This window comes from Mycobacterium sp. UNC410CL29Cvi84, from assembly GCF_000686745.1.
Lineage (GTDB): Bacteria > Actinomycetota > Actinomycetes > Mycobacteriales > Mycobacteriaceae > Mycobacterium > Mycobacterium mucogenicum_B.
The window spans coordinates 15,178-39,916 of sequence record NZ_JMLM01000022.1; the positions used below are offsets into that span (position 1 = coordinate 15,178).

Below are 24,739 nucleotides of genomic sequence, written 5' to 3' on the forward strand. Positions count from 1 at the left end.
TGCGGGTTGACCCTATGCGCCGCTAGGCATTCCGGTAATCGATGACGATGCGGCCGTCGATCTGTCCGTGCTCCATCCGCGCGAACACATCATTGATCTCGTCGAGGCGCGCGCTGGTGACGGTCGGCTTGATCAGGCCGCGTGCGTAGAAGTCCAGTGCCTCGGCCATGTCTTGCCGCGTTCCAACAATCGACCCGCGGATGGTGAGTCCCTTGAGGACGATGTCGAAGATCGGGGCCGGGAAGTCGCCCGGCGGAAGTCCGTTGAACACGATGGTGCCACCGCGACGGGCCAGTGCGATCGCCTGACCGAACGCCTGCGGGTGCACGGCGGTGACCAGGACACCATGGACGCCTCCCGTGGCCTGCTGCACCGACTCCACTACGTCGGTGGTACGGGCGTTGATGGCCACCTCGGCGCCGAGGCGGGTGGCGAGCGCGAGCTTGGCGTCGTCGACATCGATCGCCACCACGCGAAGCCCCATCGCGCGGGCGTACTGAACTGCGATGTGTCCCAGCCCGCCGATGCCGGAGATCGCCACCCACTGGCCGGGCCGGGTGTCGGTGACCTTGAGGCCCTTGTACACGGTGACGCCGGCGCACAGGATCGGCGCGATCTCCAGTGGATCGGCGCCGTCCGGGATCCGCGCGGCATAGTCCGCGTTGACCAGCATGTAGGTGCCGAAGCTTCCGTTGACGGAATATCCACCGTTGCGCTGACTTTCGCACAAGGTCTCCCAGCCCGTCCGGCAGTATTCGCAGCGGCCGCAGGCCGACCACAGCCAGGCGTTGCCAACCTTGTCTCCGACCGCCAGGTCGACCACGCCCTCGCCGAGTGCTACGACCGTGCCGTAGCCTTCATGCCCCGGTACGAACGGCGGCTGCGGTTTCACCGGCCAATCACCGTGCGCCGCATGTAGATCCGTGTGGCAGACACCGGATGTCTCGAGCTTGACCAGGGCTTCGCCATAGCCTGGCGTCGGCAGTTGCAGGTCGTGCACCTGCAGCGGCATGCCGAAGTCGGTGACGACCGCGGCCCGCATGGTGTCGGCGTGTCCCGCCACAGTTTCAGTGGCCAGTGTCTGTGTCATCGATTCACTCCATTCGTGAGAATTGTTGTGGGAAAGGTTTGAGGTTCTGATTGGCGCAAAGCTGATAGCACACAACGCTATTGACAGTGACGTGCCGCCACATGCCCCGATCGGGCCGAGTACCGGACCTGCCCGGGCGGGCCGGGTACTGCCCAATCGGGCAGGGCCGTCGGGCGCCGACCGAACGCTCCCGGACCGACGAAGCCGTTCCGCAAAGGCGCCACCCTGACGCCACGCACCCGCCATGATGGGTGCCGTAACCAGACACGGCGAAGGTGGATCACGTGGCAACGAGCGAACATCCGAAGGGCACGAGCGCGGACACCCAGCCCGAACGCCGCGGCGTCATGCAATCCCTGACGGCACTGTGCGTCCGCTACGTCGAACGCCTGATGCCCGACCCGTACCTGTTCGCCGTCATCCTGACCGTCCTGGTCGCCGCGATGGTCGCACTTCTGGTCCACGGCGCCACCCCCAGCGGCATGCTCAAGGCCTGGTACGGCGGCGTGTGGGGTTCGCAGAACATCTTCACGTTCGCCTTCCAGATGGTGCTGATCCTCGTGACGGGTTACACGCTCGCCGAGGCGCCCGTCCTCAAGCGCGCCATCGTCCACATCGCGAGCAAGCCGAACAACCAGGTGCAGGGCGCCCTGCTGTGTTTCAGCGTCAGCGCTGTGCTGTCCCTGCTGAACTGGGGACTGGGACTCGTCGCCGGCGCGCTGGTCGCCCGGCAGGTCGCAAAGCGTTTCACCGACGCGCATTTCGGCTACCTGATCGCGGCGGCGTTCATGGGCTTCATCGTCTGGACGCAGGGACTCTCGTCATCGATCGCGCTGGCCAACACCGACAGCAGCAGCCCCATCAACGTGATCCACAAGCTCACCGGCATCACTGTTCCGTTGAGCCAGACCATCTTCCAGCCGTACAGCTGGCTGTCGGCGATCGCGGTGCTGGCGCTGCTCGCGCTGGCGGTCTGGCGCATGGCTCCGACGCAGAGTCTGGCGCCGGATCCGGCGGTGTTCGAAGACGAAAACCAGCCGGACAGCGGGGCTGCGGCAGGATTGCCGGCGCCCGGCAAAAAGACCTTCGCCGAATGGCTCGAGAACCTCTGGATCCTCAACGTCCTCGTATTCGCCGCCGGCATGGCCTATTTCGTGCTCAGCGGATTCGCGCTGAACATCTCCTCGATGATCATGCTGTTCACGATCACCAGCGCGCTGCTGCACCGCACGCCGATCCGCTTCATCCGGGCGTTCACCGGCGCCGCCAAGGTGTCCGGCCCACTGCTCCTGCAGTACCCGCTGTACGGCGGCCTCGTCGGCCTGCTCGGCTACCAGGCGACGAAGACCGACAAGCCGCTGCAGACGCTGCTGGCCGAGGCCGTCGTCAACGGCGCGACGGAGCACACGCTGCCGTTCCTGACCTTCGTGGGGTCGTTGATCATCAGCCTTTTCGTCCCGTCGGGCGGCGGGCACTGGGCCGTGCAGGGCCCCATCGCGGTCGACTCGGCGCTGGCGATCGGCCAGCGTTCACCGGAGTACCTGGGGCTGATCTCCATGGCGGTCGCTGTCGGCGAGGGCGTCGCGAACATGATCCAGCCGTTCTGGCTGCTGCCGCTGCTGGCGATCGCGAAGTTGAACGTCCGTCAGGTCATGGGTTTCACGGTCGTCGCGTTCCTGATCGGCGTCGTGGTGCTGGGGGCCACCACGCTCATCGCCCCGTATGTGCTCTGACGCCCAACACGCCGCGCGGGCGTGAGAAGAATACGCGGCGCTTTTGGTGCCGGAAACAAAACTTCGACCGATTTGTCCCGGCATCTTCCGTCGCCGCGTTGTGATGGATCACAATCGGCACGTGTTGTCCCCCTCTCAACTGCCGCCCATCCCGGCGGACGCACCGTTGCGGAAGGTGATCGAGGACCGGATCGACGAGATCGCCACGACGCTGCTCCACGAGGCGGTCCAATCCATCGAGTGGCCATCCCCCATGCCCCTCGAGCATTTCGACGGCGAGGTCACCCCGTACATCATCAGCGGATTTCTGTACGGGCTTGACCTGATCACCGAAGGGCGCAGGGTGACGCGTGCCGAGGCGGCCACCTTTGTCCTGCCGGTCGCAGAACGGCACGCCGAAGACGGGATTCCACTGCCGTTCCTGTTCACCGCACTGCACGCGGGCGTCCGCAAGCTGTGGGAGATCGTGCTGGAATCGGCCACCGAGGGCGACTCGGAAACCATCGCCGCGCTGGGCATCTACCTCGCCGACCTCACCGGGACCATCAGCGTGCTGCTGACCGAGGTCTACCAGGACTCGGATTTTGCGGTGCGGGCCACCACTCGCCGGCAGTTGAGCGCCGTCTGCGCCGGCCTCATCGACGGCGACCCCGGCGTCGACGTGATCGCCAAGCAGGTCGGCATCAAGCTCAGCGACCGCTACGACGTGTTGGCGATCCGGGTGGACGTCGACGAACCGCGTACCACCCATGAGACATTGGCGGCGCGCCGGCGGTTGCGGCTCGCCAACCAAGTGTTCTACGGGCGCGGCGCCGGTGAAATCCTCAACACGTTCGACGGCCACACGGGCGTCATCTTGCTGCCCGCACCCATCGTGGAACCGCGCGACGACTCGGCCATCGCCACCCACCTCGGCACGCTGGTCGCCGCGCTCAGCGAGCGACTCGATGGCGCGATCTACGCCGCATATCATCCCGGCGCCACATTGGCCGCCATTCCCGCGGCGGTCTCGGAGGCCGACGAAATCACCCGCCTGGCAAGGCAACTGAACCGGGTACCGGGCATCTATCAACTGGCCGATGTCCTTTTCGAGTACCAGTCGACGCGCCCCGGGCCGGCGCGTGACCTGCTCGCCCGCCACATCGCGCCGCTGTGCGATCACCCAGGGCTACTCCAGGCGCTCCAAGCGCACCTACAGCACGGTGCTGACCGGAAGGCCGCCGCGGCAGAGCTTTTCATTCATCCGAACACCCTGACCTACCGCTTGCGGCGCATCCAGGACATCACCGGATACGACCCCACCGATCCTCATCAATCACGATTGCTCGCCGCGGCGATGACCATCTACGCCATCGACCATGCGGGTACGGCGGTCGCCGCCATGGCCCCCGGCGATCCCGACTAGCCCGGCCGGACATGGTCATCGAACTCGAGTCTTTCGCACGCCTACGGAACGAGATGTGAATTCAGCTGTGAACTATCACGAGTCACTCCGCAACGCGGCACGGCAGTTGCGACACGCGGCCACGCAGAGCACGAGTCCGACCGAACGCATTCATTCGTACATCGCGGCGATGATCGACCACATCTACCCGGCGGAGCGCTGTGCCAAAGCCTCGGTGTTGGCGTCGATCTGGCTCAACCGAGCTGGACCGCACGTCGACCAGAACGATGCACTCGTCGACGAGTTGATCGAGCCGCTGCGCGCGGCGATTCGCGTCGGATGCCGAACAGGCGAGATGTCATCACCCTGCCCAGACACCGATGCTCAGGCGATCTTTGATCTGGTCACGGGCATGATCCTCACCCACGGAGTCCTCGGCCGGCGCGCCTCTGCAGAACACATCAAAGGGGTGGTCATGGACGCTGTTGGACACTCCCTCAAACTCAACACGCCGTGACCCGCGGCTCTGATTGCCGCTGAGGACTTACGCGGACTGCTCCTGCGTTGCGCTTCGGGCGAATGCCGACTCGATGAACCGCGTCACCTCGCCGAGCGCACGCGCCGCTTCGGGAACGATCGAGGCCGCGGCCTGGAACACGTGGACCTGGTCCCGCCACACCTGTAATTGATGCGGCACAGCGGCTTTCGCCAGTGCAATGGCCAGCTCCTCGGCGTCGGGGTGGAGCAGTTCGGTGGAGCTCACCTGGATCAAAGACGGTGGCAGCCCACCCAGATCCGCGTCGAGCAGCCGGTGCTCGTCTGCCGGCGGGCTGTGCCGCATGACGAACTGATGGAACGCGCGGGCGAAGGCCTTCGAGAACAGCACATCGGTTGATCCCGAGGGTGCATCGATCTTGGCCTGCAGGTCGAAGTCGGTCAGCGGCGCCATCGAGACGATCGCGCCGGGCATCGGCAATCCGCGGCGGGCCGCGAACACCGCGGTGATGAACACCAGGTAGGCGCCGGCCGAGTCCCCGATGAAGGCGATGTTCTCCGGCGCGATACCTCGCCCGAGTGCGAACCGATAAGCATCGATGCAATCTTCGATACCGTCGGCGATGGTGTGTTCGGGCAGCTTGCGGTAGTCCACCGCGACGACTTCGCTCTGCAGCGACGCGGCAATCCGCGAGATCATCTGACGGTGCAGGTGACGGCCACCGACCAGAAAGGCGCCGCCGTGCATGTACACGATGTAGCGGTCCCCGCGCACCGCCGCGGGGCGGGTCGTCTCGGCGGAACAGCGCGCAAGGCTGACTGGCTGTCGGGTGGTGCCCGCGACCGACCGCAGCACGCGCCCGACGTGATCGACCGCCCGGTATGGCCAGGGCAGACCGGGCACAAGTGCCCACACCGTCAATGCCGGTTTGACCGTGGCCTTCAATGCCAGCGCGAGGATGCGCGACTGGATGCTGCCGCCTTCGAACTCGACGCGACGGGAACTACCCCGGTCCAGCGGGATCAGATTCTCTGGTGCGGCAACCACGTTGTAGCCCTCCTGTTTCAACGAGCCCCGTTCGGTGGCTGCGGCAGCGCCGATGCTGCCTCGTTGTCCGAATCAGTATCGATGCCCGAGTGGCTGCCGTCTCTGCACCGAGCGCCGAAGTATCCGCCTCGGCGTTTGTGATCAGTCACAAACGCCGAGGTAGGCGCGGGTCGCCACCACTGTGTTTGCGCACCAGGTGATCTCGCCACAGCGCGGCGAGATCACTCGTGGTCGACGGGCAGTGCCCCACTTACGGCGACGCCGAGCAGCACGCCCATCAGGTGGCTGCTGACGACCATTGCTGCGCGGAGCGGCTGGGGCGGGACGCGGCGCTGCAAGATCGCCGCAGGTCAGCGGCACCGGACGCCGTCGAATTTCGGCCCCCATGAGCGCCGCCACTGGTGAACACGCCAATGACGCTGGGAATCAGCAGCGCGCAGCCCCAGGGGACAGCTACCCAGAACGGCCAGAAGTAGCCGGCGCCGGTCGCGAGCCAGATCGCAAGGCACAGCAGGTTCACCGCGCCCCACGGCATCCACATGATGACGACCCATGCCGGAATCGATTGTCTCCATTGCCGTTTGGGCTCACCGCGCGCATCGGAGGCCGGTAGGTCAGAGACGATCTCGGCGAGCTCGCCACGGGTGACGGCCCGGTAGAGCAACTGGAGGCGACTGTCGTACTCCGTCAGGGTCAGCCGGCCATCAGCGACGGCACGGCTGAGCCGGCGAGAAACGACTTCGCGGTCGGCATCGCCGGCCCTGATGTGAGTGCCGAGCGTGTCGGTCACGGCACCGCCGGCACTGTGGCGCGTCGGCTCGGGAAACGGGAGGTCCTCATGGTGGTGCACGATGCAACTCCATTCGCCATAACAGTGTTATGGACATTCCTAACACTGTTATGGATGGATGGCAAGGGGTAGTTCAGCGCGCCGGGTGTGCGCGCGTGGCGAAACGATCAGCGACGAAGAGCAGGGCGACGAGCCGACGGGACGATCGCACGCCGATGGGCACTTCCCCACAGCAATCGGTTTGCGGCACAATCGGATTGAACGGCGGCCAGACGGAAACGGTCGGTCCGTGCCGGCGTGGACGCACAGAATCGGCCCTCATAAATACCCGCCGATCAGTCAGCCGAAACATGTTATTTGCCACAACCGCGGACAGGCTGTGTCCTACTAGGTTTGGTGCAGCGGGCAGCAGAAGCGCCGATAGTATTTGGACTGTCGGCTTACGTGTGTGAGCCCCTCGGAGGTGACAATGACAGGCCAGCCAGTCCAGGGAAGCGGCAACCCTGCCGCGGCCAGCTGCGCAGTCGAACAAAGTCAGATCGGCGCGGTCAGCGTGGTCACGGTGTCCGGAACGGTGGACATGCTCACCGCTCCGCAGCTCGAATCCGCACTGAGCCCGGCAGCAGTCGGCACGGCCCAGGCTGTCGTCGTCGATTTGAGTGCCGTGGACTTCCTGGCCTCTGCCGGGATGGGCGTGCTGGTGGCGGCGCATGCGGAGTTGGCGCCGGCGGTTCGGCTCGTCATCGTCGCCGATGGCCCCACGACCAGTCGGCCGCTCAAGCTGGTCGGCATCGCCGACTTGATCGAGCTGTTCGCCACGCGAGACGAGGCGCTCGCGGCTGTCACCGCCTAGAGCGGTCATTGTCAATCGGAAGGTAGGTCGAGCAGGTCGCTATGACGGAGCCGGACCAGTCGAGCAGCGGGGCACGTTTCAGTAAGACGGACGTGGTGGCCATCCCCGAACATGCGGCATCCATCCGTCAGGAGTTCTCGACCTGGTTGACGGGGCACTTCGCCCTGGACCGGGTCAAAGCGAGCGACATCGTGCTCGCCGTCAACGAAGCATTGGCCAATGCCGTCGAGGCCGCGTATGCCGATGCCCCCGCGCCCGGTGTCATGCACGTTCGCGCCGACTTCGACCGGCAATCAGGTCTGCTGACGGTGACCGTGACCGACGAGGGCAGGTGGCGCCCCGCTACGGCACAGCTCGCGAACTCTGCCCGGGGACGCGGAATTCCGTTGATGCAGGCGCTGACGGACCATGCCTCGATCGAACCGACCGATGCCGGCACGCAGGTGCGCCTGCAATGGGACGCCGTGGAAACCGCCGCCGCCGATGCCGCAGGCGGGTGACATCAGGGCTGCGGCAGCCGCACCACCTGGACGAAGAACTCGTCGATCTCCCGCACCGCCTTCATGAACTGATCGAGGTCGACGGGCTTGGTCACGTAGGCGTTCGCATGCAGTTTGTAGCTGCGCAGGATGTCCTCTTCGGCCGACGAGGTGGTGAGGACGACGACCGGGATATGACATAAGTCCTCGTCGGACTTGATCGCCTCCAGCAGTTCCCTGCCGTCGTACTTCGGCAGATTCAAGTCGAGCAGGATGAGGTCCGGAGTCGGGGCGTCCGCGTGCACGCCGCGCCGGTAGAGAAAATCCAGACCTTCTTGACCGTCTCGGGCAACGTGCAGAGTGTTCTTGATCTTGTTGTCGGCGAACGCTTCACGGGTGATCAACTCGTCCCCCGGGTCGTCCTCGACCAACAGGATGTCCACCACTCGGCCGGCTGACGACGCATTCATGGGTGACTTCCTTCCGGCTGCTCGGATGCGATGGCGTTCGGTTCGGTGGTCGGGGTAGCCGGCAGTGTGAACACGAACCGCGTGCCATCGGTGTACGACGTGTCGATCCCGATGGTGCCGCCGTGATGTTCGACGATCTTCTTGCACAGCGCCAAGCCGATGCCGGTACCGCTGTAGGCATCTCGGCCATGCAACCGCTGAAAGATCACGAACACCTTGTCCACAAACTCTTCGGCAATCCCAATACCGTTGTCCGTGACCGTGAATACCCAATTGTCGGCATCTTCACCCGTTCCGAGTGTGCAGTCGATCACGATCCGGGGCGCGAGTCCCTCGCGCCGGAACTTCACCGCGTTACCGATCAGGTTCTGCCACAACATGGTGAGCAAGGTGGGGTCGCCGTCGACCCGCGGCAGGCCGGCCGGCGGCATCACCACCTCGGCGCCCGACTCGGTGATCGAGGTCGCGAGGTTCTGCATGGCCGACGCGACAACCTCGCCCAGGTCGACCTCGGTGTGCGTGGCGTTGATCCGGCCGACGCGCGAGAAGGTGAGCAGGTCGTTGATCAGCACCTGCATACGCTTGGCGCCGTCGACCGCGAAGTTGATGTACTCGATCCCGCGCTCGTCGAGCTGGTCGCCGTACCGCTTCTCGAGCAGCTGGCAGAAGGACGCGACCTTGCGCAGCGGCTCTTGCAGATCATGCGACGCGACGTAGGCGAACTGTTCGAGTTCGGCGTTGGATCGACGCAACTCCTCGGCTTGCTCGTCGAGAGCCAGACGGGCGAACTGGGACGCTTCGAGTTCCTCTACGATGCGCTGCCGCATCTCCTCGACATCGACGGCGATCGCGCGAATGTCCGTGGGTCCCTGGGGAACTATGCGCTCATCGAACTTGCCCTGCGTGATGCGGCGGCACGCCGCGGCAAGTGCGCCCAAGGGGCGGGTGACCGAACTCCGCACCAGCATGGCCAGTACCACCGCCATGACGACGAACGCACCGACCATGGTGGCAAGGACTCGGTCGCGCCATTGGCGAATCGACGCCAGCCGGGCGGTGTCGGCGTCTCGTGCCTGTTCCAGGTGCCGGTTCTGCGCATCGAAGAGCGTACGGAGGTTGTCGAACGCATTCTTGCCGTCCTCGTTGGTCCGGCTGTCGACGACGGCCGGACGTCCCACGACGACACTGGCGATCAACGGCTTGGCATAGGTGCTGCGCCAGGTACCGGCGGCGCGCTCGATCGCGTCGAGGTCGGCGATGAGCGCGTCGCGCCCCGTGAGCAGGCTTCTGAGCTTTTGCGCCGCAGCGGTTTCCGCGCGCTGTCCGTCGTCGTACGGCGCCAGGAACTGGCTGTCGGCGGCGCTGGCATAACCGCGGACCGCGGTTTCCTGATCACGCAGTCCGGCCTGCAACCGGTAGGCGGCCACGCGAGCCGGTTGCAGGTGCTCGATCAGTTCGCTCGACACCATGTCGGTCCGGTTCATCAGGAGCGCACCGCCGACGGCGCCGGAGAGCACCACCGCGCCCATCGCCGCCAGAACCAGGTTCTGCCAACCCTGCACCGTCAACTTCATCGAACTGAGCGCTCCACTCGAATGACGGCGATGTCGTCGGTGAGACCACCGAAGGGCTCGGCCCGCGCCTCCGTCTCACTGATCAACGCCTTGACGAACTCGGCACCGGGCAGTCGCGCCAATGAGCGCGCGGCCGCCAGCAGTCCGTCCTCCCCGAGGCGTTCGCCGCCCTCCCCCGCAGGTCCCTCGAACAGCCCGTCCGTCAGCAGCATCAATCCGTCGCCCGGCTGCAACTGCAACCGATTGACCGGCCATTCCGTGGCTCCGAGGCCCAGGGCCGGGCCGGGCGTCGGTTCGAGCCAGTCGACGGTGCCCGCGCCGTGCATGAGCAAGCCGGGATGGCCTGCACGCACCACGTCGAACTGCCCGGTGTCGGGTGTCAATGCCACACTCAGCAGCGTGGCGAAAGTGCCGCGGCTGGGCCGCTCGGTGGTCAGGATGCGGTCGAGCTGACACATCCGCTGGTTGCCCCGCAGACCGGCGAAAGTCAGTGCGCGCCAGCCGATTCGCAGCGCCACCCCCAATGCGGCCTCATCTGGTCCGTGGCCGGCCACGTCGCCGATCATGACGTGCACCGTGCGGTCCGGGGTCTGCACGACGTCGTAGAAGTCGCCCCCGATCAGCGCGTCGCGCCGACTCGGCAAGGACTGGGTGACGACCTCGACGCCCGGATTGTCCAGAAGTAGCGGAGAAGGTAGCAGACCCCGCTCCAGGCGGGCATTCTCCTGGGCGCGCAGTCGACTGGCGTGCAGATCCACCGCGGTGACCTCGGCACGCTTGCGCTCGATCGCATAGAGCACCGCCCGGCGCAGTGTCTCCGGGTCCACGCGGCCCTTCACCAGGTAGTCCTGCGCGCCGGACGCCATAGCGGCAACACCGAAATGCTCGTCGTTCAGACCCGTGAGAACAACGATCGGCAGGCTCGGATCGAGGGCTCCCAGGCGATCGAGAGCGTCGACACCACCGGCATCGGGCAGGTGCAGGTCGAGCAGCACACAATCCGGGCGGATCGTCTGTAGCGCGCCCGCCGCCTGGGTCAATGTGGACGACCAGTGGAAGTCGATGTCGATCGCGGCGTCGGCGATCAGCTCCTCGACCAGCAGGGCATCGCCGCGGTCATCCTCGACCAGCAGCAGCGACAGCGGCCGGTCTCCCGCAGGCCCCGACTTGGAGGAAGTGGAGCGGTTCATCTGCGGCTCCGCCGGCATGGACAAGTGGTCACATCCTTCGCCAAGGGGCCACCTACCTCGTGCTGACCATCTTGTTTCGCTGTGCTTACCGTCGCGGACGTTACCAGTTGGTCCGCACCGCACCGGGCCATCGACGCGCACCACACGTCGCCGGACGCTGCCGCAAGCTACTCCAACTTCTCCCGAAGCTGGGCCAGGGTTTTCGCCAGCAACCGCGAGACGTGCATCTGCGAGATGCCCACCTTGGCCGCGATCTGTGACTGCGTCATCGATTCGAAGAAACGCAGCACCAGCACGGTCCGCTCGCGTTCCGGCAGTTCGGCCAGCAGCGGCCGCAGCGCCTCGCGATACTCGACCTTTTCCAAGCCGGGGTCCACGTCGCCCAGCGTCTCGGCGAGAGACGGGCGCTCCTCGCTTCCCGCAGCCCCATCGATCGAGGTGGTCTTGTACGAGCTCCCGGCCATCAGACCATCGAGGACCTCGTCGCGATCGATGCCCAGCTCGGCGGCCAGCTCAGAAGCGGTGGGCGCGCGCCCCAGGCGCTGCGACATCTCGGCGCTGGCCGTGCCGATCTGCAGGTGCAGCTCTTTCATCCGCCGCGGCACTTTCACCGACCAGCTGTTGTCGCGGAAGTGGCGCCGCAGCTCGCCCATGATCGTCGGAACCGCGAAAGAGGCGAAGTCCGAACCCATCTCGACGTCGAATCGCTTCACCGCGTTGATGAGGCCGATGCGTGCGACCTGCAGCAGGTCATCGCGCGCCTCACCCTTGCCCTCGAAGCGCCGCGCGATGTGGTCGGCCAGCGGCAGACAGCGCTCGATGATCGCGTCCCGCTGCTCGATGTAGTCAGCTGAGTCCTCGGTCGTCCCCTGGAGCTGACGGAACATCTCGAGAACGTCCGCATACTCCGCCGTCACCGCTGCAGACTCACTCGTCTCGAGGTCAACGAAACACCCAACACCTGGGTGCCGTCGATGGCCGGCTCGTCGGCGAAGGTCGACACCTCGTCGGCCAGGGAGTTGAGCACGTGCCAACCGAAACTGTCCGGCTTCACCACCGAGCTGCCGCGGCTGGCGTCGGCCACACACGTCGCCGAAGCACGAATCACCACAGCATCATTCGACGGATCAACGACGACCCGCAGGCTCGACCCCGGCACCGCGGCCCGGACCAGACCGGTACAAGCTTCATCGACCGCCAACCGGATATCGGCGATGGCGTCCAGATCGAAATCTTCGAACGCGGCGACCGCTGCCACGAGCGTCCGCAGGACGGCCAGGCTTTCCGGAGACGCCGCAACAATCAACTCAACAGACCGGTCGCTGGACGCCATGTTGCCCTGCCCCACTGCCTCAACCACGTATTTCCTCCAGCGTCCCTGTGCAGGCCACTCCACGTCGCACTCTGTGTACCCATTGTCCATGGCTGCTCAAACAAACGTGCACCGCCCGCTGCCACCCGCTGTCGGCGGGGGCAGTACCCGAAGTCGGGCGACGGCATCAGCACGCTTCGCAGTCTGCGCAGCCGTCCGATTCATCCTGTCCCGCAGGCTATTTCGATCAGGCTCCGCTCCCCGCCGGGAAAGCGACCCCATCGACGCGTACCCCACTAGTACCAGTAGCGGCGGCCGGCGATCTGCCGTCCGGTCGCCCCAAGCAGCCAAAAAACCGCACCCACCACCAGCACGACAACGCCGGCCACCCACAAGGGGTAGATATTGAAGATCAGCCCAAGAGCAAGCAATACAGCTCCGACCAGAATCATGGTGCCTCTTTCCGTTGTGGGCAGCGCACGCAGTCGCGGTGCCTGCCCCGTCTGACCGTGCCGGTCAGCCGGCAGTCCTTCCGTACCCACGGGAATCAGCTGCTCAAACATTCCCGACCGGATCGACGGAATGCCCTGTGGGGCACGCACATCCGTGTGGCGTAGATCGCATTAGTCGCCGTTTGGCGGGCGCCAGAGCTGGGAATTCTCGGCAGGCGTGGGGAACGGTTCTCCGTGCGATCATCCGATCCGTGAGCGGAAGGGTAGCCATGAGCGAGGACAAGAAGACCGGTCCCGAGGAAGCCATCCGGGGCGTCGTCGAAGGCGTCAAGGGCAAGGCCAAGGAAGTCATCGGCACCGTGGCCGGACGTGACGACCTGGTCCGCGAGGGCCAGGCACAGCAGGACAAGGCAGACGCGCACCGTGCAGCCGCGCGGAAGGAAGCCGAGGCCGAGGCCGCACGCGCGGGCGCCAAGGCCGCTGAGGCGCGAGAGCGAGCCGAGCAGCAGAACTAGGGCTGGCACTGCAGCACAGTCCAAGGCCCAGTCCAGCCTCGTGCTGGACTGGGCCGCTCTCGTGTCTGGGCGCCGATCCGAAAAGGCGTTGCGCTGAAAGAGCTTTCGGACCCCTGAGGACGGCGGCCACGCACAGGTCCGCGCCGCGGCCGGCCGAGTGTTTTGCGCGCCGATGGAGTGGGTAACTGTGAAGTCAGCTGACGCACTCGCGCGTTGCCCGACTCGAAGGAATCAGGGATGACACTCGAATTGATGGCGGCGCCACGAAGTGCGGACGAGACGGCGACAGGGATCGAGCCAGCATCCGACGACGCCGCGGCACCCGGCGTAACCGTCCACCTGCCGGTACTGCTGGTGGGTCTGCGCTGGCTGTTCGACACCGAACAGCCGGCCGGCGCGGTCCAGTGCCCAGCCGGCGACAGCCTGCCGTCGGTGGGCGGACGAGCGTTCCGCTTCATTCCCGCCGATCGCGACGGCCGGGCTGCCCTGGGCATCGCGGTGACCACCGGCATTGCCGGCGACGCGATCGGAGGCCATGAGGCGGCCGACTTCATCGATCTGCTCGAGGGCATGGGTGAAGAGGTTGTTGCCATCAGTTCCGTGGCGGCGGGGGCGTTTTACCTGCTGACCTTGGCGCGCCCCGCGCATCCGACGTTGCGGAGCGCGGTCGTTCGTTACCGCGCGCACCACCTTGCCGATTCCACCGCCTCACCGTTCGGACCGGCGCAACGCTCCGATGACGTCGGCCGGGTGAGCGCGGCGGACCTGCAGCGGCAGCTGGCGTCCACCGAGCAGGACCGCGAGCCGTCGCCCAGCGATTCGGGTGGCGTGCATTGGATGGACCGCTTCGGTTTCTCGACGACCGCCGTGGTCGGCGGCTCCGAGCCGTGTCTGGCGATGCAGATCTAGCCGGCGACGCGACGGCAAGCCGCTGTCAGGGCCGCGGCAACCGGACCACTTGAACGAAGAACTCGTCGATCTGGCGAACCGCGCTCAGGAACTGCTCGAGATCGACGGGCTTGGTCACGTAGGCGTTGGCATGCAGTTTGTAGCTGCGCAGGATGTCTTCCTGCGCCGACGACGTGGTGAGCACGACGATGGGGATGTCGCACAGTTCGACGTCCGACTTGACCTTCTCGAGCAACTGCCGCCCGTCGTATTTGGGCAGATTCAAATCGAGCAGAATCAGGTCCGGTCGCGGCGCACCCGCATGGGCACCGCGCCGATAGAGGAAGTCCAGGCCTTCCTCACCGTCGTGGGCGATGTGCAAGACGTTCTTGATCTTGTTGTCCGCGAAGGCTTCCCGGGTGATCAACTGGTCGCCGGGATCGTCCTCGATCAACAGAATGTCGATCGCCCTGCTGTCGCGCGGCACGGTCACATGCACACCTTCCCCACCTATACCTAGATGACGTTCGATCCATCGTCCGGCCGCGCCGGGAATGTGAGTACACGGCGGGTTCGGCGTTCCATCTGCGGCGCCCACCGACAGTTTCCTGCCATGGCACACATTCCCCAACCAGAATCAGTTTACATTGTAAACAGGCGTGCCGGCAGCGGGCTCCGATCAGACACCCGCTCAGCGCCGCGGCAAATTCGATTCGAGCCGATCCAATAGCGCTTCGAGCGCTTCCTCGAACTCGGTATCGCCGTAGTCCTCCGAGAGCAACGGTTGCAGTCGCTGCAGCTGCGGGTAATCCGACAGGCTGGCTCGCGGCCGGTCAGCCTCCTGGAGGATCGCCTCGGCAGGACTCAACTGGGCGCCGCGGGCTGATACCTCCAGCAAGAGCTGTCCCACCAAGAACGTGGTGTACGCCCGGTATGCCGCCACTGCGGCGACGTCGTCGAACCCGTATGAGAGCAAGGTGTCGAGGAAGCTCTCCATCCAGCGCATGCTGCGTAGCGGCGGGCGAACCCAAGGCGCCTCCGGTGCCTGCGTGGCCACCAGCGGGAAGAGTTCGGGATGCTGCAGGGCGATCTGGCGCACTCCGTGTGCAAGCCGGATCAGATAGTCCTGCCAGCCGTCTTCCTGCCGGCGGGCCGCCAACTGCTCGGCGTACAAGCGGTCGACGACATGGTCGACCACGCCGGTCAGCAGGTCTCCCCTGCTGTGGACATACCGGTACAGGGCCATCGCCTCCACACCGCATGCCGCGCCCAGCCGGCGCATGGTCAGCTTGTCCAGCCCATGCTCGTCGATGAAGGCGATCGCGGTGTCCAGGATGAACTCGCGCGACAATGCCGGGTGGCCATCGCGCAGGCCATCACCGGACACGGCATCAGAGCCGCCCGCCGCCGTTGCGGGGACTCCGGAGTCATTGGCTCCCGACAACGCGCCGACCTCCCAGTACTCGCTGATTCCGGGACAACGCTAGCCGCAGTTCGCGACGAAATGGTGGAGCGTCACCACGGGCAGCGTGCTTGTTTTCAGGAAACGGTACGGAACACCGTGAGGGCACGGCCTTCCACTGTCACGGTAGCTTCCGCCTCGAGCGGCGTGTTCTCAGCGTCCACGGTGGCCAGACCACTGGCGGTGTCGAGTATCAGTTGCCATCTGGAGCCGAATTGTTGTGGCGGCAGAGCGAATTCGATGGCGTCATCGTGAGCGTTGAAACACAGCACAAACGAGTCGTCGACGACCCGCTGCCCGCGCTCGTCCAGGTCCGGGATGCCCTGCCCGTTGAGGTAGACCGCAACGGACTTGCCGAAGGCGGTGTTCCAATCGTCGTCGGTCATCTCCGAGCCGCTCGGGGTGAAGAAGGCGACGTCCGGGACGTCCTGCGCGCCCCGGGCGCGCACCGGGCGACCGTTGAAGAAGCGGCGACGCCGAAAAACCGGGTGCGCGGTACGGATTGCGGCGACGCCACCGATGAACGCGGTCAACTCGGTGTCCGCGGATTCCCAATCGATCCAGGTGATTTCGTTGTCCTGGCAGTAGCCGTTGTTGTTTCCCCCTTGCGTGCGGCCCAGTTCGTCGCCGTGCGAAATCATGGGCACGCCCTGGCTCAGCAAGGTGGTGGCCAGAAAATTGCGCTGCTGGCGCCGCCGCAGCGTCTCGATGTCGGGATCGTCGGTCGGACCTTCCACACCGCAGTTCCACGACCGGTTGTTCGATTCGCCATCGGCGTTGTCGTCACCGTTGGCCTCGTTGTGTTTCTCGTTGTAGGACACCAGGTCCCGCAGCGTGAAACCGTCATGGGCGGTCACGAAGTTGATCGAGGCGACCGGCCGGCGCGAGGTGTGCTCATACAGGTCCGCCGATCCCGTGAGCCGTGACGCGAACTCACCGAGCGTGGACTCCTCACCGCGCCAGAAGTCACGCACGGCGTCGCGGTACTTGCCGTTCCATTCCGTCCACTGCGGCGGGAAGTTCCCGACCTGATAACCACCGGGCCCGACATCCCACGGCTCGGCGATCAACTTGACCTGGCTGATGACCGGATCCTGCTGCACCATCTCGAAGAACGTCGAGAGCCGGTCCACGTCGTAGAACTCCCGCGCCAGCGTGGACGCCAGATCGAAACGGAAACCGTCGACATGCATCTCGGTCACCCAGTACCGCAACGAATCCATGATGAGCTGCAGGGCATGCGGGTGACCGGCATTGAGGCTGTTTCCCGTGCCCGTGTAGTCCATGTAGAACTTCTGCTCCCCATCGACCAGCCGGTAGTAGGCGGCGTTGTCGATCCCCCGGAAGGACAGCGTCGGGCCCAGGTGGTTGCCTTCCGCGGTGTGGTTGTAGACCACATCGAGGATCACCTCGATGTCCGCCTGGTGCAGGTCGCGGACCATGGCCTTGAACTCTTGAACCTGACCTCCGGGCGTCACCCCTGACGTGTACTTGGGGTCCGGCGCGAAGAACCCGATGGTGTTGTACCCCCAGTAATTCGACAGCCCTTTGTCGATCAGCACGGAGTCGTTGGCGAAGTGGTGCACCGGCATCAACTCGATGGCGGTGACGCCGAAGCTCTTCAAATGGTCGATTATCGCGGGATGCGCGACACCTGCGTAGGTACCGCGGTCGCGGTCGGGAACGTCGGGGTGACGCTGCGTCAGCCCCTTTACATGGGCCTCGTAGATCACCGAATCGGCGTACGCGCGCTGCGGCGGCCGGTCCGTCCCCCAGTCGAAGTACGGGTTGATCACCACCGACTTCGGCATGCGGGCGGCAGAATCGTCGTCGTTGCGGCTGTCTTCGTCACCGAAGTTGTATCCGAAGAGGCTTTGGTCCCAACGGAATTCGCCGTCGATCGCCTTGGCGTAGGGATCGATCAGCAGCTTGTTCGGGTTGCAGCGCTGCCCCGCCGCCGGGTCGTACGGCCCATGGACCCGATAGCCGTAGTGCTGTCCGGGTACAACGTCGGGCAGGAATCCGTGCCAGATGAATCCGTCGACTTCCGGCAGCACCACTCGCGTTTCGGTGCCATCGTCGGCGAACAGGCAGAGCTCAACCCGCTCCGCGGCCTCACTGAAGACGGCGAAGTTCGTTCCGACGCCGTCATACGTCGCTCCGAGTGGATACGCCTTGCCCGGCCATACTTCGGTGCGACGGTTGTCCTCCGAGTCGGCGGACTCTGTCATGTGCTCTCCTCGAACGAGAGGGCTTGGGTGGGAGGGATAGCCCGGATCAGCGCCATCCAATCATCGCGGCGGTGGGATTGCACGGTTGGTTTGACCGGGCGCCGACGTGGGTACCTGAAAGCCGCCGGCCTTGACGAAGACGTCAACGCCCCGAGCGAGGAGCGCAACACATGATCATCTTGGGCATTATTCTGCTGGTCCTGGGATACGCCTTGGCCGTGCCGATTTTGGAGACCATCGGTGCAATTCTGGTCGTGATCGGGGCGGTCCTGTGGATCCTGGGCGCCGTGGGGCGGCCGGTCGCAGGACGCAAAGTGTGGTTCTAGCCGGGCCGTAAGCATTCCTGCGCACCGCGGGCACTGTCGTGACGAGCGCCCGGCCGTGCGGTAACCGCGAACCACCCGACGAGGCGAAACACGTAGAGAAGACAGGTGAAGCCGGCCAGCCGGCGCACCACGAAATGGTGGGGCAGCCGCACGGCACCGATGAGGAACCGATCGCCGCGGCCGAAGCTGTTGCCGCGGAGATGAAAACCGACGCCCGTCCCCATGGGGAACTGGGCCGCCGGTTCGATCGGCACTCGCCGTTCTTCGTCGGGATGACGGCGGCAGCCGGCGTTGCCGTGACGTACGGCGCCATGCACCTGCTGGTCGCCGCGCAGTCGGTGCTGGTGCTGATCGGGGTGGCCTTCTTCCTGGCATTGGGGTTGGAACCCGCCGTCTCATGGTTCGTCAACCACCATCTGCCGCGCTGGCTGGCCACCACAACGGTTTTCGTCATCTTTCTCGCGCTGATGGCGGCGTTCGTGGCAGCGGCCATTCCTCCGCTGTCGCAGCAAGCCACGCAGCTGATCCATCAGGCGCCGCACTACATTCAGCAAGCGCAGAGCCACTCGTCCACGATCGGAAAGCTCAACGACCGCTTCCACATTCAGCAGCGGATCACCGACACGATGAACGGTTCGGGCGGCTCGATACTCAACGAGATCGTCACCGCCAGTTCCGCGGTGTTCGCCGCACTGGCGGACATGCTCATCGTCATCGTGCTGACCGTGTACTTCCTGATCGATTTTCCGCGCATCCGCGCAACGTTGTATCGGCTTGTCCCCCAAACCCGTCGACCCCGGGCGATACTCATCGGCGACGACGTCTTCGCCAAGGTCGGCGCCTACGTACTGGGCAACGTGGCGATATCGGCGATCGCCGCCGTGGCCACCGCGGTGTGGCTCACCGCCTTCGATGTGCCCTACCCGCTGCTGCTCGGCATCTTCGTCGGGCTTTTCGATCTGGTGCCGGTCGTGGGCTCCACCATCGCCGGAGTGGTGGTGGCGGCGGTGGCGCTGACAGTGTCACTGCCCGTATGTCTCTCTACCGCAGTCTTTTTCATCGTATTCAGAGCGCTCGAGGACTATCTGCTGGTTCCCCGTATCATCGGGCATGCCGTCAAAGTGCCCGCATTGGTCACCGTGGTGGCGGTTCTGATCGGCGGCGCGCTGCTCGGCATCGTCGGGGCGTTGGTGGCCATCCCGGTCGCAGCGGCCGTACAGCTGATCGCCCGCGAGGTGTTGTTCCCGCGTCTCGATGGCACCTGATTCACCTCTCACACGGGCAACCTGATGTCCTGCAGGTCACAACACCACGGTGTTTCACCGCCGGGCGGAACGGAAATTCTTTCAGCAGGGCGCGGCACAGCGATACCGCTCCTGACGCAATCCATCCATGACTACCGAAAGGGCAGACATGAGCGAGAAGCAGAACACCGGACCTGAAGAAGCCGTGCGTGGCGTGGTGGAAGGTGTGAAGGGCAAAGCGAAGGAAGTCATCGGCACCGTGACGGGCCGCGACGACGTGGTCCGTGAGGGTCAGGCCCAGCAGGACAAGGCCGATGCACAGCGCGACGCCGCGAAGAAGGAAGCCGAGGCGGAAGCCGCACGCGCGGGCGCCGAAGGCGCCGAGCGCCGACAGGAAGCTGAGCAGCAGCGTCGCTGACTCACAGATTGGCCCAGCCGGGAGTTCCCCCGGCTGGGCCAATTGCTGTGCGCACGTTCATGTTCCGCTACAGCCCCGCGGTTCCCGCTATGGTCGACCTACGGCACCGCGACGTCACTCGACAAGCTTGCTCAGGCAGTACACCCGCTTCGGGGTCGTGAAGACCATCGCCTTCGCCGCAGTGGCACAGGCCGATTCATCGGTGCTGTCGTCGACGCGCTGGGACACCTTGAACACGCCCGTGTGCGAGTTCGCGATCGCCGGAGCCTGCGCGCACTCGATGTTCCGGACGCTCTTGCCGGTGAGATCCAGCGCGTAGCAGTCACCCTCGTGCAGGTTCAGCGCAAAACACAGGCTCGGGGCCTTGGGATCCTCCTGATTGCTGGTGGCGTAGAAGTACGGACCCTCCGATGGCGCCTTGCCGTCGGGGCACAGACCCTTCGAGGTCTCGCCCGCCAATTCGTATACAGCGTCTGATGATTCGCAGCTGGTCGAGGTGAATTTGAACTTCTCGTAGTCCGAGGTCGTGACGCACTGCCCCGACTTCAGGTGAGCGCCGAAGACCGTCGTAGTGGTGCCCAGTCCCTTTCGGACCGCGTTGCCGATGCCGCCGAGGACGACCAGCACCACCACTACGCCCACGATCCACATCCACGGCTTGACGCCTGACTTGCGCGGCGGCGGCGGATATCCGGGAAACGGGTTCGGGGCGCCGTAGTTGGGCTGCGGCTGACCGGCCCACGGTTGTTGATTCGGCGTCGGCCAACCCGGCTGCGGCTGCCACGCCGGCTGCCCTGGCACGGGCGGGATCGGTTGCCCCGGTGGGCCTCCCGACGGTCCGTGCGGCGGCGGATCCCATGGGCCTTGTTGCGGTGGTGGTTGAGTCATCGGCGGGTCAGTTCGGAGCCGACGTGCACAAGATGCCGTGCGCAGCTTTCGCGAGCGCACCGGTGGGACCCGCATCGGCGCCGTACTGCCCGGCCAGCGCGCCGACGACGTCAGGCCGCGACTGGCCACTGAACGCCATCTGACACGCCTGCAGCCCGGCCTGCATGATCGCGTCGTCATCGCCCGGGAAGCCCGCATTGCGGGCCTGGTTGATGAACCGCTGCTGTTCCGGCGTGAACGGCATCGGCCATGCCGACGCGGGTGCAGCGGCGGCAACGGACAGCGCGGAGACTGCGGCAACCACGCCGGCAGTCAGGCGAATCTTGACGGACATTTCTCCCCCAATGCGTCTGATTCCGCGGGGTCGCGGAATCTCAACACGACTGAGCCTAGTAGCCCGAGCCCGGTTCTCGGGACCGATGTCCTCGGCTTCACCCGAGACCCGCCCTCGCACCCCAGTCTGCGCGCACGGTCAGTGTCTATCTGCCGTGGCCTTGTTCCGCAATGTCATACACGATGAGCGCGGATGAGAACTGCAGGCCGATAGTTGGGTCGGCCAGATCCACGCCACACAGCGACTCGATGCGCCGTAGGCGCTGGGCAACCGTATTGGGATGGATCAACAGCTTTTCTGCGGTCGCGGTGCGGTCCTGTTTGCAGGCGAAGTGGGTTCGTAGCGTGGCAATGAGGTCGGTGCGGTGTCGGGCGTCGTAGTCGACCACCGGCGCCAATGTCCGGTCGGCGAAGGCTGTCAATTTGGCTGGATCATCAAGCTGCAGAAGCAATCCGACGATGCCGAGCTGCTCCAGGGTCACGACGGAATCGGTGCGGCCCGAGCGCACGGCGATCTCCAGCGCGCTCTTGGCGATCTGGTAGGCGTCGCCGTAATCGGATCCGTGGACAGGCGACACCGCGACCGTGGCGGAGATGTTCGGCGCGAGCCTGGACAACTCTCGCTGGACGCTGACACCTGGAGACCCATCGCCGGCACCGGTTTCGGGCCATAGCGCGACCAGCGTCCCACCATGCATCGCCACCAGGGGCCGCGGCTGATGCCCCGACGCCAACTCGGTGACCACCGAAAGCGCGCGTTGCCAGGCCCGGCGGGTGGCCGACTCGCTGGACCCGGCCAGCGTGGCGACGACGGCGACGTGAGCGACGGTCAGATCATGACCCAAGCGTTGGGCACGCTCCCGAATCTGGCCCGACGGCGGGCCACTCTCGGTCAGCACATCGGTCAGCAGCTCGCCGCGCACCCGTCGTTCGACCTCGGCCGCAGTCTGCACCCGCAGCAATTCCACCGAGATGACGATGGATGCGTGCTCGACCGCCCGAATCTGCAGGGGGTCAAGCGAATCGGGACTTCCGGGGAACCAGATGCGTGCCGCGACCTCGCTACCCAGACGCACCCGCGCGACGAGCCAGCCGGTCGATGCGCCCTGACTGTCGACAGCCTCGCCGACCGTTGCCGAGGCCGCGGACTCGGAGTCGGCCGTCGCGGTCCGGACTGCGGCGGCCGGGTAGTCGATGCCGGCGCCGGAGCGCGCCAACTCGGCCTGCCGGGCGTCGTCGATGAGCACGGGCCGGCCGATCAGGTCGCTCAATGCCGCGGCGATCCCAGCGATGCCTCCTGAGCGCAAGGTCACTGCGAGCAGGCGCTCGTGAATCTGTTCCGAACGCGCGAGCGCATCGCGTTGCTCGCGCAGCGAATTGGTCAGGGTGCGCAATTCATCGAGCCGGCGCGCCGAAGTCACCGCGATCGCGGCATGGTTGGCGAGCAAGGTCAGCCGCTCGACCTCGTAGCGGGTGAAGGTGTGCACCGAGGCGTAGTAGCCGTTGAGCGTCCCCAGCACCTCGGCACCGGCGATGAGCGGTACGGCAATGATCGCCCGGTAGCCCTGCTCCTGTGCCACGCCCGCCCATAGGGCGAATTGGGGTTCGATTCGCACATCGCGGATCGCCACCGGTTCACCGGTATGGAAAGCGCGACTCGACGGCGACGTGCTGTCCAGCCGGATGGGACGGTCGGAGTTCACCCGCCCGACGTACTCGTCGGACAATCCGCTCCAGCCCCGTACGAGCAGCTGGTCCCGGGTGTCGCCGGGGATGAGTACGCCGCAGAAGTCGAAGCCCAGCAGCGTGCGTGCGGTGTCGGCGACCAGGCAGAGCACCTCGGCCAGATCCGTCTCGGCACAGGCAAGGGCACTGAGGGTGCGCAGCGCCGCCAGCCACGTGACCAGTTCCGCCCCCGGCCGTTCGCGGCCCGTCGACGTAGACATCCGCCCAGTGTGCCCCAAAAGCGTGTGTCTTCGTACACATATTCAGCCGAGAACTATGTCTTTCTTGACATTGAACGCCCATGGCGTTGTGACGAGACTCATTGGCATGACCCAGATCTCACCGGCTCCCACGTCCGTGGTCACGGACTTTGCCCGCACTCCTACCCGCCAGATCCTCGGCCCCGCCACTGGGGCGGTGATCGCTACCGTCCCGGAGCAGGGCGCGCGCGAGGTCGATGCCGCGGTCGCCAAGGCCCGTGCGGCGTTCGAGGATGGGCCGTGGCCGGCCATGGTCCGGAGCGAGCGGGCCAAACTGCTGCTGCGCATCGCCGACGCGATCGAGTCCGCCAGTGAAATGCTCTACACACTCGAGGCGCAGAACAACGGACGGCCGATCACCGAAACCCGCGCTCAGCTGTCTCGCGTGCCGGAATGGTTCCGGTACAACGCCGGGCTGCTGGCCGCCCAACGCCAGGCCGTGCTGCCGGGCGACGGACCGTACCTCACCTACCAGCAGCGGCTTCCGCTGGGCGTGTGCGGCATCATCACGCCGTTCAACCATCCGATGCTCATCCTGGCGCGGAGCCTGTCGGCTGCGCTCGCCAATGGAAATACCGTGGTGGTCAAGCCATCTGAGCTGACACCGCTGACGACGCTCGCCCTCGCCGAGATCGTCACCACCGCCGAACTACCCGACGGCGTCCTCAATGTGGTCACGGGCGCACGCGAGGCCGGCGAGCGCCTCACCGGCCATCCCGACATCGCCAAGATCACTCTCACCGGAGGCACCGAGGCCGGCAGGTCGGCGGCCGTCGCGACAGCGTCCCGGTTCGCCCGCATCACCGCCGAGCTGGGCGGCAAGACGCCGGTGCTGCTCTTCGACGATGTCGACCCTCAGATCGCCGCCGACGGCGCGGCCTTCAGCGCGTTCGTCGCGGCGGGCCAGTCCTGTGTCGCAGGATCGCGATTCCTGGTGCAACGTGGCATCTACGACGCATTCGTCACTGCGCTCACCGATCGTGCCCGGGCCATTCGCGTCGGAGACCCGGCACTGCCGGACACCCAGATGGGGCCGCTCATCAGCGCCCGGCAGCGCGACAAGGTGACGGCACTTGTCCAGACCGGTCTGGACGAAGGCGCGACCCTCAAGGCCGGTGGCCAAATACCTTCGCTGCCAAGCCCTTTCGACGGCGGCTTCTACCTCGAACCCACCGTGTTGTCCGACGCCACCATGAACATGACGGTAGCCCGTGAAGAAATATTCGGGCCGGTCGCCGTGGTCATACCGTTCGACAGCGAGCACGACGGCGTGCAGATGGCCAACGACAACCCGTACGGGCTGGGCGCCGGGGTCTGGACCACCGATGTGAGCCGCGCCCACCGCGTAGCGGCCAACATCAACGCGGGCATGGTCTGGGTCAACGACCACCACCGCCTCGAACCCTCGCTGCCTTGGGGCGGCATCAAAGAATCCGGTTCCGGAAAAGATGCCGGCACAGAGTCTTTCGACGACTTCTCCTGGGTCAAGACGATCGTGGTGCGTACCGCCGCCGACCACGTCGACTGGTACGGCGGACAACCACAGAGCCGCCTCAACTGACCATTTCCGACAGCTCGA

At 65.6% G+C, this 24,739-nt stretch carries 26 protein-coding genes; 11 read left to right on the forward strand and 15 right to left on the reverse strand.

Annotated elements, in window-relative coordinates:
* Positions 1-22: 22 nt before the first annotated feature.
* On the reverse strand, positions 23-1,090 hold the full coding sequence (adhP, locus tag BR47_RS0124545) for an alcohol dehydrogenase AdhP (protein WP_036421726.1): 1,068 nt from the start codon (positions 1,088-1,090) through the stop codon (positions 23-25).
* 347 nt (positions 1,091-1,437) lie between these two features.
* Between adhP and BR47_RS0124550 the strand changes: the two genes are divergently transcribed.
* The 3 genes from BR47_RS0124550 (at position 1,438) to BR47_RS0124560 (ending at position 4,724) form a co-directional block, all read left to right on the forward strand.
* Positions 1,438-2,823 (forward strand): TIGR00366 family protein, encoded by a 1,386-nt coding sequence (locus BR47_RS0124550; RefSeq protein ID WP_029121107.1) that lies wholly within the window; start codon positions 1,438-1,440, stop codon positions 2,821-2,823.
* Between the two features lie 121 nt (positions 2,824-2,944).
* On the forward strand, positions 2,945-4,228 hold the full coding sequence (locus tag BR47_RS0124555; protein ID WP_177127429.1) for a PucR family transcriptional regulator: 1,284 nt from the start codon (positions 2,945-2,947) through the stop codon (positions 4,226-4,228).
* A gap of 67 nt (positions 4,229-4,295) precedes the next feature.
* Positions 4,296-4,724, forward strand: coding sequence for a hypothetical protein (locus BR47_RS0124560; RefSeq protein WP_020104276.1), 429 nt, complete (start codon positions 4,296-4,298; stop codon positions 4,722-4,724).
* 27 nt (positions 4,725-4,751) lie between these two features.
* Here the strand turns inward: BR47_RS0124560 and BR47_RS0124565 are convergent, their stop codons facing one another.
* Together BR47_RS0124565 and BR47_RS31335 are read right to left on the reverse strand one after the other, a co-directional pair.
* Positions 4,752-5,750 carry an alpha/beta hydrolase gene (locus BR47_RS0124565; RefSeq protein WP_051634984.1) on the reverse strand — a complete coding sequence of 333 codons (999 nt, stop codon included), beginning with the start codon at positions 5,748-5,750 and terminating at the stop codon, positions 4,752-4,754.
* Positions 5,751-6,027: 277 nt separating this feature from the next.
* Positions 6,028-6,540, reverse strand: coding sequence for a DUF1707 domain-containing protein (locus BR47_RS31335; protein ID WP_081633577.1), 513 nt, complete (start codon positions 6,538-6,540; stop codon positions 6,028-6,030).
* A gap of 469 nt (positions 6,541-7,009) precedes the next feature.
* Between BR47_RS31335 and BR47_RS0124575 the strand changes: the two genes are divergently transcribed.
* Together BR47_RS0124575 and BR47_RS0124580 are read left to right on the forward strand one after the other, a co-directional pair.
* Complete coding sequence (locus BR47_RS0124575; RefSeq protein ID WP_020104279.1) at positions 7,010-7,393, forward strand: STAS domain-containing protein; 384 nt, start codon at positions 7,010-7,012, stop codon at positions 7,391-7,393.
* A gap of 41 nt (positions 7,394-7,434) precedes the next feature.
* Positions 7,435-7,893 carry an ATP-binding protein gene (locus BR47_RS0124580; RefSeq protein WP_029121110.1) on the forward strand — a complete coding sequence of 153 codons (459 nt, stop codon included), beginning with the start codon at positions 7,435-7,437 and terminating at the stop codon, positions 7,891-7,893.
* Between the two features lie 2 nt (positions 7,894-7,895).
* Here the strand turns inward: BR47_RS0124580 and BR47_RS0124585 are convergent, their stop codons facing one another.
* The 6 genes from BR47_RS0124585 to BR47_RS33600 form a co-directional block, all read right to left on the reverse strand.
* Positions 7,896-8,342 carry a response regulator gene (locus tag BR47_RS0124585; protein ID WP_020104281.1) on the reverse strand — a complete coding sequence of 149 codons (447 nt, stop codon included), beginning with the start codon at positions 8,340-8,342 and terminating at the stop codon, positions 7,896-7,898.
* Positions 8,339-9,916: a sensor histidine kinase gene (locus tag BR47_RS0124590; protein WP_029121111.1), complete on the reverse strand. Its 1,578-nt coding sequence runs from the start codon at positions 9,914-9,916 to the stop codon at positions 8,339-8,341. Before BR47_RS0124590 ends, BR47_RS0124585 begins: the two co-directional genes overlap by 4 nt.
* The gene (locus BR47_RS0124595) at positions 9,913-11,106 is read right to left on the reverse strand and encodes a PP2C family protein-serine/threonine phosphatase (RefSeq protein WP_036427727.1); all 1,194 of its coding nucleotides are present in this window, start codon (positions 11,104-11,106) and stop codon (positions 9,913-9,915) included. The genes BR47_RS0124590 and BR47_RS0124595 overlap by 4 nt, the downstream gene beginning before the upstream one ends.
* A 167-nt stretch (positions 11,107-11,273) precedes the next feature.
* Positions 11,274-12,023, reverse strand: coding sequence for a SigB/SigF/SigG family RNA polymerase sigma factor (locus BR47_RS0124600; protein ID WP_020104284.1), 750 nt, complete (start codon positions 12,021-12,023; stop codon positions 11,274-11,276).
* Positions 12,020-12,439, reverse strand: coding sequence for an ATP-binding protein (locus BR47_RS0124605; protein ID WP_029121113.1), 420 nt, complete (start codon positions 12,437-12,439; stop codon positions 12,020-12,022). Before BR47_RS0124605 ends, BR47_RS0124600 begins: the two co-directional genes overlap by 4 nt.
* A gap of 275 nt (positions 12,440-12,714) precedes the next feature.
* The gene (locus tag BR47_RS33600; protein ID WP_090562983.1) at positions 12,715-12,870 is read right to left on the reverse strand and encodes a hypothetical protein; all 156 of its coding nucleotides are present in this window, start codon (positions 12,868-12,870) and stop codon (positions 12,715-12,717) included.
* Between the two features lie 269 nt (positions 12,871-13,139).
* Between BR47_RS33600 and mbp1 (BR47_RS0124615) the strand changes: the two genes are divergently transcribed.
* Both mbp1 (BR47_RS0124615) and BR47_RS0124620 read left to right on the forward strand, forming a co-directional pair.
* Positions 13,140-13,385: a microaggregate-binding protein 1 gene (mbp1, locus tag BR47_RS0124615; RefSeq protein WP_020104287.1), complete on the forward strand. Its 246-nt coding sequence runs from the start codon at positions 13,140-13,142 to the stop codon at positions 13,383-13,385.
* 237 nt (positions 13,386-13,622) lie between these two features.
* Positions 13,623-14,294: a hypothetical protein gene (locus BR47_RS0124620; RefSeq protein ID WP_029121114.1), complete on the forward strand. Its 672-nt coding sequence runs from the start codon at positions 13,623-13,625 to the stop codon at positions 14,292-14,294.
* Positions 14,295-14,319: 25 nt separating this feature from the next.
* Here BR47_RS0124620 and BR47_RS0124625 read toward each other — a convergent pair whose 3' ends face one another.
* The 3 genes from BR47_RS0124625 to glgX all read right to left on the reverse strand — a co-directional run bounded on the left by BR47_RS0124625 (position 14,320) and on the right by glgX (position 17,966).
* The gene (locus BR47_RS0124625) at positions 14,320-14,766 is read right to left on the reverse strand and encodes a response regulator (RefSeq protein ID WP_020104289.1); all 447 of its coding nucleotides are present in this window, start codon (positions 14,764-14,766) and stop codon (positions 14,320-14,322) included.
* Positions 14,767-14,964: 198 nt separating this feature from the next.
* Positions 14,965-15,717 carry a TetR/AcrR family transcriptional regulator gene (locus BR47_RS0124630; RefSeq protein ID WP_029105882.1) on the reverse strand — a complete coding sequence of 251 codons (753 nt, stop codon included), beginning with the start codon at positions 15,715-15,717 and terminating at the stop codon, positions 14,965-14,967.
* A 95-nt stretch (positions 15,718-15,812) separates the two neighbouring features.
* Positions 15,813-17,966 (reverse strand): glycogen debranching protein GlgX, encoded by a 2,154-nt coding sequence (gene glgX / locus BR47_RS0124635; RefSeq protein WP_029121115.1) that lies wholly within the window; start codon positions 17,964-17,966, stop codon positions 15,813-15,815.
* A 170-nt stretch (positions 17,967-18,136) separates the two neighbouring features.
* On the opposite strand from glgX, the gene BR47_RS33315 reads away from it, so the two are divergent.
* The 3 genes from BR47_RS33315 (at position 18,137) to mbp1 (BR47_RS0124650) (ending at position 19,954) form a co-directional block, all read left to right on the forward strand.
* Positions 18,137-18,292, forward strand: coding sequence for a hypothetical protein (locus BR47_RS33315; RefSeq protein WP_020104292.1), 156 nt, complete (start codon positions 18,137-18,139; stop codon positions 18,290-18,292).
* 38 nt (positions 18,293-18,330) lie between these two features.
* Positions 18,331-19,557: an AI-2E family transporter gene (locus tag BR47_RS0124645; protein WP_020104293.1), complete on the forward strand. Its 1,227-nt coding sequence runs from the start codon at positions 18,331-18,333 to the stop codon at positions 19,555-19,557.
* A 148-nt stretch (positions 19,558-19,705) separates the two neighbouring features.
* The gene (mbp1, locus tag BR47_RS0124650) at positions 19,706-19,954 is read left to right on the forward strand and encodes a microaggregate-binding protein 1 (protein ID WP_020104294.1); all 249 of its coding nucleotides are present in this window, start codon (positions 19,706-19,708) and stop codon (positions 19,952-19,954) included.
* Between the two features lie 114 nt (positions 19,955-20,068).
* On the opposite strand, the gene BR47_RS0124655 is transcribed toward mbp1 (BR47_RS0124650), so the two are convergent.
* From BR47_RS0124655 to BR47_RS0124665, 3 genes are all read right to left on the reverse strand, one after another.
* Complete coding sequence (locus BR47_RS0124655) at positions 20,069-20,755, reverse strand: hypothetical protein (protein WP_029121116.1); 687 nt, start codon at positions 20,753-20,755, stop codon at positions 20,069-20,071.
* Between the two features lie 94 nt (positions 20,756-20,849).
* Positions 20,850-21,176: a DUF732 domain-containing protein gene (locus tag BR47_RS0124660; protein ID WP_029121117.1), complete on the reverse strand. Its 327-nt coding sequence runs from the start codon at positions 21,174-21,176 to the stop codon at positions 20,850-20,852.
* Between the two features lie 145 nt (positions 21,177-21,321).
* Positions 21,322-23,121 (reverse strand): helix-turn-helix domain-containing protein, encoded by a 1,800-nt coding sequence (locus BR47_RS0124665; RefSeq protein WP_029121118.1) that lies wholly within the window; start codon positions 23,119-23,121, stop codon positions 21,322-21,324.
* 106 nt (positions 23,122-23,227) lie between these two features.
* Between BR47_RS0124665 and BR47_RS0124670 the strand changes: the two genes are divergently transcribed.
* The gene (locus BR47_RS0124670) at positions 23,228-24,721 is read left to right on the forward strand and encodes an aldehyde dehydrogenase (RefSeq protein ID WP_020104298.1); all 1,494 of its coding nucleotides are present in this window, start codon (positions 23,228-23,230) and stop codon (positions 24,719-24,721) included.
* The last annotated feature ends 18 nt before the right edge of the window (positions 24,722-24,739 follow it).

Excerpts from the sequence above, each read along its gene's own strand:
- BR47_RS0124590 (WP_029121111.1), bottom strand. The coding sequence starts at position 9,916 with ATGAAGTTGACGGTGCAGGGTTGGCAGAACCTGGTTCTGGCGGCGATG.
- BR47_RS0124670 (WP_020104298.1), top strand. The coding sequence starts at position 23,228 with ATGACCCAGATCTCACCGGCTCCCACGTCCGTGGTCACGGACTTTGCC.
- BR47_RS33315 (WP_020104292.1), top strand. The coding sequence starts at position 18,137 with ATGATCATCTTGGGCATTATTCTGCTGGTCCTGGGATACGCCTTGGCC.
- mbp1 (WP_020104294.1), top strand. The coding sequence starts at position 19,706 with ATGAGCGAGAAGCAGAACACCGGACCTGAAGAAGCCGTGCGTGGCGTG.
- BR47_RS0124550 (WP_029121107.1), top strand. The coding sequence starts at position 1,438 with ATGCAATCCCTGACGGCACTGTGCGTCCGCTACGTCGAACGCCTGATG.
- BR47_RS33600 (WP_090562983.1), bottom strand. The coding sequence starts at position 12,870 with ATGATTCTGGTCGGAGCTGTATTGCTTGCTCTTGGGCTGATCTTCAAT.
- BR47_RS0124575 (WP_020104279.1), top strand. The coding sequence starts at position 7,010 with ATGACAGGCCAGCCAGTCCAGGGAAGCGGCAACCCTGCCGCGGCCAGC.
- BR47_RS0124585 (WP_020104281.1), bottom strand. The coding sequence starts at position 8,342 with ATGAATGCGTCGTCAGCCGGCCGAGTGGTGGACATCCTGTTGGTCGAG.
- mbp1 (WP_020104287.1), top strand. The coding sequence starts at position 13,140 with ATGAGCGAGGACAAGAAGACCGGTCCCGAGGAAGCCATCCGGGGCGTC.
- BR47_RS0124595 (WP_036427727.1), bottom strand. The coding sequence starts at position 11,106 with ATGAACCGCTCCACTTCCTCCAAGTCGGGGCCTGCGGGAGACCGGCCG.
- glgX (WP_029121115.1), bottom strand. The coding sequence starts at position 17,966 with ATGACAGAGTCCGCCGACTCGGAGGACAACCGTCGCACCGAAGTATGG.
- BR47_RS0124620 (WP_029121114.1), top strand. The coding sequence starts at position 13,623 with ATGACACTCGAATTGATGGCGGCGCCACGAAGTGCGGACGAGACGGCG.
- adhP (WP_036421726.1), bottom strand. The coding sequence starts at position 1,090 with ATGACACAGACACTGGCCACTGAAACTGTGGCGGGACACGCCGACACC.
- BR47_RS0124665 (WP_029121118.1), bottom strand. The coding sequence starts at position 23,121 with ATGTCTACGTCGACGGGCCGCGAACGGCCGGGGGCGGAACTGGTCACG.
- BR47_RS0124580 (WP_029121110.1), top strand. The coding sequence starts at position 7,435 with ATGACGGAGCCGGACCAGTCGAGCAGCGGGGCACGTTTCAGTAAGACG.
- BR47_RS0124660 (WP_029121117.1), bottom strand. The coding sequence starts at position 21,176 with ATGTCCGTCAAGATTCGCCTGACTGCCGGCGTGGTTGCCGCAGTCTCC.
- BR47_RS0124605 (WP_029121113.1), bottom strand. The coding sequence starts at position 12,439 with ATGGCGTCCAGCGACCGGTCTGTTGAGTTGATTGTTGCGGCGTCTCCG.